The 7822-nt window shown below is 67.5% G+C and carries 8 protein-coding genes and 1 pseudogene; 5 read left to right on the top strand and 4 right to left on the bottom strand.

Annotated elements, in window-relative coordinates:
• The 5 genes and pseudogenes from E1J61_RS15390 to E1J61_RS15370 form a co-directional block, all read left to right on the top strand.
• A pseudogene (locus tag E1J61_RS15390) lies at positions 1-238 on the top strand (ABC transporter ATP-binding protein); the annotation flags it as partial.
• Positions 239-256: 18 nt separating this feature from the next.
• Positions 257-1141, top strand: coding sequence for a branched-chain amino acid ABC transporter permease (locus tag E1J61_RS15385; RefSeq protein ID WP_133094922.1), 885 nt, complete (start codon positions 257-259; stop codon positions 1139-1141).
• Positions 1141-2157, top strand: a complete 1017-nt coding sequence (locus E1J61_RS15380) for a branched-chain amino acid ABC transporter permease (protein WP_133094921.1) — start codon at positions 1141-1143, stop codon at positions 2155-2157. Before E1J61_RS15385 ends, E1J61_RS15380 begins: the two co-directional genes overlap by 1 nt.
• A gap of 149 nt (positions 2158-2306) precedes the next feature.
• On the top strand, positions 2307-3443 hold the full coding sequence (locus E1J61_RS15375) for an FAD-dependent monooxygenase (RefSeq protein WP_133094920.1): 1137 nt from the start codon (positions 2307-2309) through the stop codon (positions 3441-3443).
• A 167-nt stretch (positions 3444-3610) separates the two neighbouring features.
• Positions 3611-4453: an IclR family transcriptional regulator gene (locus E1J61_RS15370; protein ID WP_133094919.1), complete on the top strand. Its 843-nt coding sequence runs from the start codon at positions 3611-3613 to the stop codon at positions 4451-4453.
• Between the two features lie 23 nt (positions 4454-4476).
• Here E1J61_RS15370 and E1J61_RS15365 read toward each other — a convergent pair whose 3' ends face one another.
• The 4 genes from E1J61_RS15365 to E1J61_RS15345 all read right to left on the bottom strand — a co-directional run bounded on the left by E1J61_RS15365 (position 4477) and on the right by E1J61_RS15345 (position 7815).
• Positions 4477-5481, bottom strand: a complete 1005-nt coding sequence (locus tag E1J61_RS15365; protein ID WP_133094918.1) for a tripartite tricarboxylate transporter substrate binding protein — start codon at positions 5479-5481, stop codon at positions 4477-4479.
• A gap of 20 nt (positions 5482-5501) precedes the next feature.
• Positions 5502-6329, bottom strand: a complete 828-nt coding sequence (locus E1J61_RS15360) for an IclR family transcriptional regulator (RefSeq protein ID WP_133094917.1) — start codon at positions 6327-6329, stop codon at positions 5502-5504.
• A 297-nt stretch (positions 6330-6626) separates the two neighbouring features.
• Entirely contained in the window at positions 6627-7349 is a 723-nt protein-coding gene (locus tag E1J61_RS15350; RefSeq protein ID WP_133094916.1) for a CoxG family protein, read from the bottom strand.
• A complete protein-coding gene (locus E1J61_RS15345) occupies positions 7339-7815 on the bottom strand; it encodes a (2Fe-2S)-binding protein (protein WP_133094915.1) in 477 nt (158 codons plus the stop codon). The genes E1J61_RS15350 and E1J61_RS15345 overlap by 11 nt, the downstream gene beginning before the upstream one ends.
• Positions 7816-7822: the final 7 nt, after the last annotated feature.

The following is a 7822-nucleotide window of genomic DNA, read 5'->3' as shown; positions in this document are numbered from 1 at the left end:
GCTGCTCGATGAAATCTCGGAAGGGCTGGCACCGGTGATCGTGCAGGCGCTGGCGCGCATGATCCGGATGCTCAAGCAGAAGGGGTACACGGTGGTGATGGTGGAGCAGAACTTCCGCTTCGCCGCGCCGCTGGCCGACCGCTTCTACGTGATGGAGCACGGCAGCATCGTCGAGCGCTTCGATGCCGGCGATCTGCAGGCAAAGATGCCGGTGCTGCATGAACTGCTGGGCGTATGAGTCTGACGAGGAGCACCCATGAACCTGTTTGAAATCCCCCTGCCGGCCCTGCTGTCGCAACTGCTGCTGGGGCTCGTCAATGGCGCCTTCTACGCCATGCTGAGCCTGGGCCTGGCCGTGATCTTCGGCCTGCTCAATGTCATCAACTTTGCCCACGGCGCGCTGTTCATGCTGGGCGCGGTGCTGGCCTGGGCCGGCATGTCGTATGCCGGCCTGAGCTACTGGGCGATGCTGGCACTGGCGCCGCTTGCGGTGGCCGGCGTCGGCGTGTTGATCGAGAAAACCATGCTGCGCTGGATCTACAGGCTCGACCATATCTACGGCCTGCTGCTGACGCTGGGCATCACGCTGGTGATCGAAGGCGTGCTCCGTTCGGCCTATGGCGTTTCAGGCCTGCCCTATGCCCCGCCTGAAGCGCTGCAGGGCGCAACGGACCTGGGCTTCATGCGGCTGCCGAACTACCGCGTGTGGGTGGTGGTCGCATCGCTGGCGTCGTGCCTGTCGACCTGGTACGTGATCGAGAGGACCAGGCTCGGCGCGTATCTGCGCGCCGGCACCGAGAACCCGAAGGTGGTCGAGACATTCGGCGTCAACGTGCCGAGGATGGTGACGCTGACCTACGGCTTCGGCGTCGCACTGGCCGGCTTCGCCGGCGTGCTGGCGGCGCCGGTGATGCAGGTGTCGCCGCTGATGGGGCAGAACCTGATCATCGTCGTGTTCGCGGTGGTGGTGATCGGCGGCATGGGTTCGATCCTCGGCGCGATCCTGACCGGCCTGGGGCTGGGCGTGATCGAGGGGCTGGCCAAGGTGGTCTACCCCGAGGCGTCGTCGACGGTGGTGTTCGTGGTCATGGTGGTCGTGCTGCTGCTGCGCCCGGCCGGACTGTTTGGAAAGGAGAAGTGATGAACGGATCGACTATCGCTACCCTCGGCATGCAGCCGGCACAGGCCGCGCGCCGCCTGCCGAAGCGGGCGCTCTACGGCGCGCTGCTGGCTTGCCTGCTGGCCGCGCCGCTGGCTGGCGCGTACCCGGTGTTTGTGCTCAAGGTGCTCTGCTTCGCGCTGTTCGCGTGCGCGTTCAACCTGCTGATCGGCTATGCCGGCCTGCTGTCGTTCGGCCATGCGGCGTTCTTCGGCGGTGCGGGCTATGCGGCCGGCCACGCCATGAAGGTGTGGGGCGTGACGCCCGAGATCGGGCTGCTGCTGGGCACCGGAACCGGCGCGCTGGTCGGCCTGGTGATGGGGGCGCTGGCGATCCGGCGCCAGGGCATCTACTTCTCGATGATCACGCTGGCGTTGGCGCAGATGCTGTTCTTCCTCTGCCTGCAGGCGCCGTTCACCGGCGGCGAGGACGGGCTGCAGGGCATCCCGCGCGGCAAGCTGTTCGGCGTGCTGCCGCTGTCGGACGACCTGACGCTGTACTACGTGGCGCTGGCGATCGTCGTGGCGGCGTTCGCGCTGATCGTGCGCACGGTGCATTCGCCGTTCGGCCAGATCCTGAAGGCGATCAAGGAGAACGAGCCGCGCGCGATCTCGCTGGGCTATGACGTCGACCGCTTCAAGCTGGCTGCCTTCGTGCTGTCGGCGGCGCTCGCGGGTCTGGCGGGTTCGGTCAAGGCGCTGGTGCTGGGCTTCGAGACCCTCAGCGACGTGCACTGGTCGATGTCGGGGCTGGTGATCCTGATGACGCTGGTCGGCGGGCTGGGCACTTTGGCCGGCCCCATCGTCGGCGCCTTCGTGATCGTGGCGCTGGAGAACAAGCTGGGCGACATCGGCAACCTGCTGGCCTCGGCCACCGGGCTCCAGTGGTTCAACGGGCTTGGCGAATCGGTGTCGATGGTGACCGGCTTCATCTTTGTCATCTGCGTGCTGGCGTTCCGCAAAGGCATTATCGGCAGCTTCGGGCGGCAACCGGACTAGCTGCATTCGCTACGCGTTAACCCTTGGTTGACCCGCTGCCCCACTCGCGCATAGACTTTTTATGAACATATCGTTCATTTATGAACATAAAAGTCAGCGCGTGCCCGACCGATTCCGGAACGCCCCGCTGGCGTTACCGGAACGGCAACATGACTTTGAAGATCGGCATCAACGGCGCCGGCATCGGCGGACTGGCCGCGGCCATCGCGCTGCGCAGGCTCGGCCTGGACGCGGTGGTGTATGAACAGGCGCCCCGCTTTGCCCGGGTCGGCGCGGACATCAACCTGACGCCCAACGCGGTGCGCGCGCTGGACGGCCTTGGCGTCGGCGACGCGCTGCGCGAGACCGCCGCGCGGCCTTCGCACCGGATCAGCCGCATGTGGGATACCGGTGAAGAAACGTCGCGCCTGCCGATGCAGGAAGACGCCGAGCGCCGCTACGGAGCTCCGCAGCTCACCATGCACCGCGCCGACCTGATGACCGCGCTGGAAGCCGCGGTGCCCGCCGCGACCGTACGCCTGGATCACAAGGCCGTGGCGATCGTGTCGGACGCCGACGGCGCCACGCTGCGCTTTGCCAGCGGCACGGAAGAGCGTGTCGACGTGCTGGTCGGCGCCGACGGCATCCATTCCACGGTGCGCACCGCGCTGCTGGGCCAGGAAAGCCCGATCTTCACCGGTGTGGTCGCGTACCGTGCCGTGGTGCCCGCCGATAAGCTGGCCGGCTTGCCCAACCTGAGCGCCTTCACCAAATGGTGGGGTCCGGATGCCGCCACGCAGATCGTCACCTTCCCGCTCAACCGTGGCCGCGACATCTTTGTCTTTGCCACCGTGGCACAGGAAGCGTGGCGGCACGAGTCGTGGACCACGCCGGGCCGCGTGGAAGACTTGCGCAGCGCCTATGCCGGCTTCCATCCGGAAGCGCGCGCGCTGCTCGATGCCTGCGACGACGTGCTGATTTCTGCGCTGTACGTGCGCGATCCGCTGCCGCGATGGTCGTCCGGCCCGGTCACGCTGCTGGGCGATGCCTGCCATCCGATGATGCCGTTCATGGCTCAGGGCGCCGGCATGGCGATCGAGGATGGGGTGGTGCTGGCGCGCTGCCTGGCCGATGCGGCGAAAGATGGCGCTGCCGCCATGCCCGCGGCGCTGGACCGTTACCAGGCTGCGCGCCATGAGCGCACCAGTCGCATCCAGATCGGCTCGCGCAGCAATGCGTGGCTCAAGGAAGGCGGCAATGCCGACTGGGTGTACGATTACGACGCCTGGAACGTGGCGCTGGGGTGAACGTATCCTTGGGGGGTTGCTCCCCCACTCCCGCTTGCGGGAGTGGGGCGCGCCTGCCAGGGGTGGTAGTGAACCATAGCGCGCTCACATACCAACGGGCCCGCAATAGAGATCACCAGCCTGACGGCCGCGCGCGCGGCCGTCTTCCGTTAACACCAAAACCTCAGATGCCCAAGTCCCGTCCGCCGACCGAACCCGACCTCGACGACAGCGCCGAAGCCGAAGACGCCCGCGAAGCCCAGCTGGTTTCGCCGGTGATCCGCGGCCTGCGTCTGCTGCGCTATATCGCCGAAGGCGGTCCCACCGCCAACCTGAGCGAGGTCGGCCGCCGCATCGACGTGAACCGCGTCACCGTGATGCGGCTGCTGGACACGCTGGAGCACGAAGGCATGGTCGAACGCCTGCCTCATGGCGGCCACCAGGTCGGCTTCAATTTCCTGAAGCTCGCGTCGCGCGTGCTGGCATCGAACGACCTGACCAGCTTGGCCGCGCGCGTGCTGGCCACGCTGAGCAGTTCGCTGCAGCTGTCCGCGTACCTGGTGGTGCGCGACGGCGGCGACGCGCTCTACCTGCTGCGCCACATGCCGGCAGCGACGCTGGTCAGCAATATCCAGGTGGGCAGCCGCGTGCCGGCGCACCTGACCACGCCCGGCCGGATGCTGATCGCCGGCCTGCCGCCGGAAACACTGAAGGAATTGCTGGGCCCGGACCCGCTGCCGGCCGTCACCGGCCAGAGCCCGGCCACCCATGCGCGGCTGGCCGATATCCTGGCCGCCGACCGCGAGCGCGACTGCGCGTGGAGTTTTTCGGCCTACGAACCGGGGATCGATTCGTGCGCGGCGCCGGTGCGCGGCGCCGATGGCGAAGTCGTCGCGGCCCTCAGCGTGGCGGGACCGCAGCAGCGCTTCGAGTCGGACGGCACGCTGCGCGCACGCGTGGAAAAGGAAGTCAAGGCAGCGGCGCGCGACCTGTCGGCGCTGCTCGGCCATCGCCCCGAGCGCCAGCGCTGACGCCAGCGGCAGCTATTTCGCCGTCATTCCGCGGTAATCCCGTACTCGCGGATCAGCTTTGCCCACGACGCGGTCTCCTGGCGAATGCGCGCGTCCAGCGCCTGCGGCGTGCTGCCGGCGGGCTCCATGCCCTGGCGCTGCAGTTCCTCTCGCACTGCCGGCGTAGCCAGCAACGCGCGCACGTCAGCGCTGAGCGCATCCGCCGCCGGCTGCGGCGTCGCCCTGGGCACCAGCAGCGCATACCAGGAACTGACATCGATGCCGGCCACGCCCTGCTCCGCCAGCGACGGCACGCCCGGTGCCGCAGGCGAGCGTCTGGCCTGCGTCACGGCCAGCGCGCGCAGCTGGCCCGACTGGATGAACGGCGCCAGCGTAGGCCAGGTGCCGAACAAGATCGGCACCTGCCCGCCCACCACGTCATTGAGCGCCTGCGTGGTGCCCTTGTACGGCACGTGCAGCAGCGCAATGCCGGCCTTGTACCGGAACAGCTCGCCCGCCAGGTGCAGCCCGCTGCCGACGCCTGGGCTGGCGTAGCCCAGCGGCTTGCCGCTCTTGTCCGCCTGCTGCGCCAGCTTCACCAGCTCCTGCACGCTGTTGGCCTTGACCGACGGATGCACCGCCAGCACGTTGGGCGACCCTGCCAGCAGCGACACCGCGCGGAAATCGCGTTCGACGCTGTAGGTCAGCGCCGGCATCAGCGTGGGATTGATGGTGAGGTTGCCGGCCGGCGCCACCAGCAGCGTGCAGCCATCGCCAGGAGCGCGCCGCACGGTGTCGATGCCGATATTGCCGTTGGCGCCCGGCTTGTTGTCGACCACGAACGGCGTGCCGCGCTTCTGCTGCAGGCCGTGCGCGAGCGTGCGCGCCAGCTGGTCGGCCGGGCCGCCGGCGGGAAACGGCACCACGATACGCACATTGGCGCAACTGGCCGCCTGCGCCACGGTCCACGGCATCGCCGCCAGGGCGATTGCCGCGCCCAGCCATCGGCGTCGTCGCGGCGAATGCTTCGATTGCCTGGATTGCTGCATGTCGCTGCCTGTACAAACGCCTATACAAACGGTTTCGGCATGACCGGACGGTAGTCGAGCAGGCGCGACAGCTCTGCCGCCGCCTGCCGGACTTTCTCGACCATGCCGTCCAGCTGGTCGGGTTCGATGCGCGCGGCGGGGATGGTGGCACCGAGCGCCGCCACAACCTTGCCGGTGCGGTCGCGCACCGGCGCCGCGATGGTGGAAATGCTGGCCTCGAAGAAGCCTTCATGCAGCACGTAGCCGCGCTCGCGGTCGCGCTGGACCATCTCATACAGCTCCTGGACCGTGCGCGGGGTGCTCTCGGAATACACTTCAAGGCGGTCTTCGGGATACAGCGCGCGCAGTTCTTCCAGCGTCAGGTCTTCCAGCAGCACCCGGCCCAGCACGGTGGCGTGCGCCGGCAGCCGCGTGCCGACGTTGACCGTGCTGGCGAACGGCCGCGCCGCGACCGACTTGGCCACGTAGACGATCGAGCGCCCGTCGCGCACCACCAGGTTGCACGGATAGTGGATCTCGTCGCGCAGCCGGTCGAGCAGCGGCCGGCCCAGTTCGGTCAGTTCCAGCGAAGCCAGGTAGTCAAAGCCCAGCCGCAGCACCGCCATGCCCAGGCGGAATTCGCGCCCGCCATCGGTGCGCTCGACAAATCCCATCATTTCAAGCGTGGCCAGCAGCCGGAACACGGTCGAGCGCGGCACCTTGAGGCGGCGCGCCAGGTCGGCGGCGGACAGCGTGCGCTCGCGGCTGCTGAACTCGCCCAGCAGCCGCAGGCCGCGCTCCAGGCCGGGCACGATGTACTTGTCCTGGCCGCTGTCCTTGTCGTCCTCTGGCGGCGTTTCGGTGGTCATGGTCTGTCTCTGCAGGTTTCGGTCTTGGCGTAACGCTTTCATATACCACGCCTGAAACCGATAGGGTACCTGTTCCGGGGATGAGACCCGCGATTCGGCCAGGTGTGGGGGCTTGACGACCAGCACTTTGTTGATGCTCCGGCCCTCTCCCCCGGCCCCTCTCCCGCGAGCGGGAGAGGGGAGCAAACAAGCGGGATAGAAAGGATTGCGGGCAGCGCCGCGACGGCGCCAAGCGGGCGGAACCGGGCATCCCAAGCGCCACCAGATATCAGCCGCAGCGCCTAGCCCCCAAGAGCCTCACCGCAAATACTCCCGCAACCAAGCCACACACTGCTCCCCCTGCGCCGCCGGCCACCGCACCACAATGGTCTCGTCGCGACGCCGCAACTCAACGCAAATATCGCTCAACGGCCTAGCATCGCCACGCCCAAGCAGCCGCGCAAACAGTCCCGGCGCAGCAATTGGCGCCCGAACCGCATGACCATTGGCCGCAGGCGCGGCAGCGGGTTGCAAGCGCACCGCCGAAGACAGCTGCGGTTGTGCCTGCCCTTGCGGCGGAGCCTGCAATTGCCCCTGCGGCGACAACCGCACCAGCAGGTTGGCGCCAAACTCATCCCACATCCGGTCTGCCTTGGTCTTCATCACACTCAGCCCGAACGTGCCGAGCCGCCCCAATACATCCACCTGCACCCTGATGCGCAGCTGCGTCGAGCCATCTTCCTGTGGGGTCAGGAAGATCTCGCTCGACTGGCGCAGCGAACTTGCCACCGACGCATCCTCGCCGGTGCCCTCGGTGCGCAGGTAATGCGGGGCGCGGGTTTCGACGATCTTCGTTTGCAGCCGGAAGCGCGCGTTGATAAAGGCAATCTTCACCGCCATGTGCGCGATGTACTCGACATCGCTCAGCACCTCGATCGATTCCATGCCGGGGACGCACGCGCCCATTACGTTGGGGTCGAGCAGCAGTTCCCATACGCGCGCCGGCGGCGCCGCGGTCACAAGGGTCTTTTCAATTTCCACGCATTTTCTCCGCGGCGGACAGCACGGATTCGACGATGCCCACATAGCCGGTGCAGCGGCACAGATTGCCGTTCAGGCCGTGGCGGACTTCGTCTTCCGTCGGGTTGGGATTGTTGGCAAGCAGCGCGCACGACGCCATCAGGAAGCCCGGCGTGCAATAGCCGCACTGCAGCCCGCCGTTGTCCATGAAGCACTGCTGCAGCGGATGCAGCTGGCCGTCGGCGGCCAGCCCTTCCACCGTCATCACATGACGCCCGCGCGCCTGCACGGCAAGCATCAGGCAGGACTTGACCACCTCGCCGTCGACCAGCACGGAGCAGGCGCCGCAGATGCCGGTCTCGCAGCCGCGCTTGGTGCCGGTCAGGTTGAGGCCGTCGCGCAGCAGGTCGGAGAGCAGGCGCCGGGCCGGCACTTCCACCTGGTGTTCTTCACCATTGACGGTGAGTTCGATGCTGACTTTGTTCATGGCGATT

The organism is Cupriavidus sp. L7L (assembly GCF_004353535.1).
Lineage (GTDB): Bacteria > Pseudomonadota > Gammaproteobacteria > Burkholderiales > Burkholderiaceae > Cupriavidus > Cupriavidus oxalaticus_A.
Note: the sequence above shows the minus strand (reverse complement) of the source record. Positions and strands in the feature narration are given on the sequence as shown.